Origin of the sequence: Streptomyces sp. YS415 (assembly GCF_023544665.1) — a bacterium.
Taxonomy (GTDB): domain Bacteria; phylum Actinomycetota; class Actinomycetes; order Streptomycetales; family Streptomycetaceae; genus Streptomyces.
The window spans coordinates 1-743 of sequence record NZ_JAMJFL010000088.1 but is presented as its reverse complement, the minus strand read 5'-3'; the positions used below and the strand labels follow the sequence as shown (position 1 = coordinate 743).

At 68.0% G+C, this 743-nt stretch carries 1 pseudogene; it reads right to left on the bottom strand.

The features are described 5' to 3' along the window. Window positions 1-594 (bottom strand): annotated as a pseudogene (locus M8H82_RS36365) (hypothetical protein); the annotation flags it as partial. Between the last annotated feature and the right edge of the window lie 149 nt (window positions 595-743).

Sequence of the window (743 nt, the reverse complement as noted above, 5' to 3'; positions counted from 1 at the left end):
CACGCATGGCTCGGGCACGTAGACGTCGAGTTCCACAACGGGCGGTTCCGGCGGTGAGGTGAGGATGTCGGTGACATCGGCCGCGGATCGCCAGACGAGTGCGGTCCTGGGCATGTAGCTCTCCGGAGGGTGGTCGAAGGGGCACCACAGCACCTGGAGCAGATCGGCCCCACAGTCCCCGGGCGGGCGCAGCTGGGGGACATCGCGTACGTACAACTGGGCCACGGGCAGCATGGGGACCGGGCCGTCGGGCCACTGGATGTCCTCGTCGATCTGCCCCAAGAGCGCTTGCTCTTCCGGCGTGCACTGGGCGGCACGCGGATCGCCGTTCGAGGTCATCGCCACTCTCGCCTGGTGCCGCCTTCGCAGCCGTATCTCCGTAGCAGGTCGGACGCTTCGGCGTGCGGGACCTCGCAGTGTGGCCAATGGCTCGTCGGCGGGCCACAGCAGCGGTCCGCCGACCGAACTCTCCAGCGGTGATGGCGCGCCCGGACGGGGGTGCAACCGGGTCGCCGTGCGTGCCAGCGAGGCGAGCTGCGGGGAGGCGGTGGCCACGTCGACCGGCCGCGGTGGGGTGGTGCGGACGGCGTTCATTGCGGCGATGCTGCCAGAAGCCTCTGACAACTCCTCGTCACTGTTCGCGGCGGATTACCTCCCTGTCGGACACGCAGAAAATCTGCAGCGGTGGGAGTAGACATTGGTCTGCCTTCTGGCTATGGTTTCTCTCGTAACCCAGAGAGACG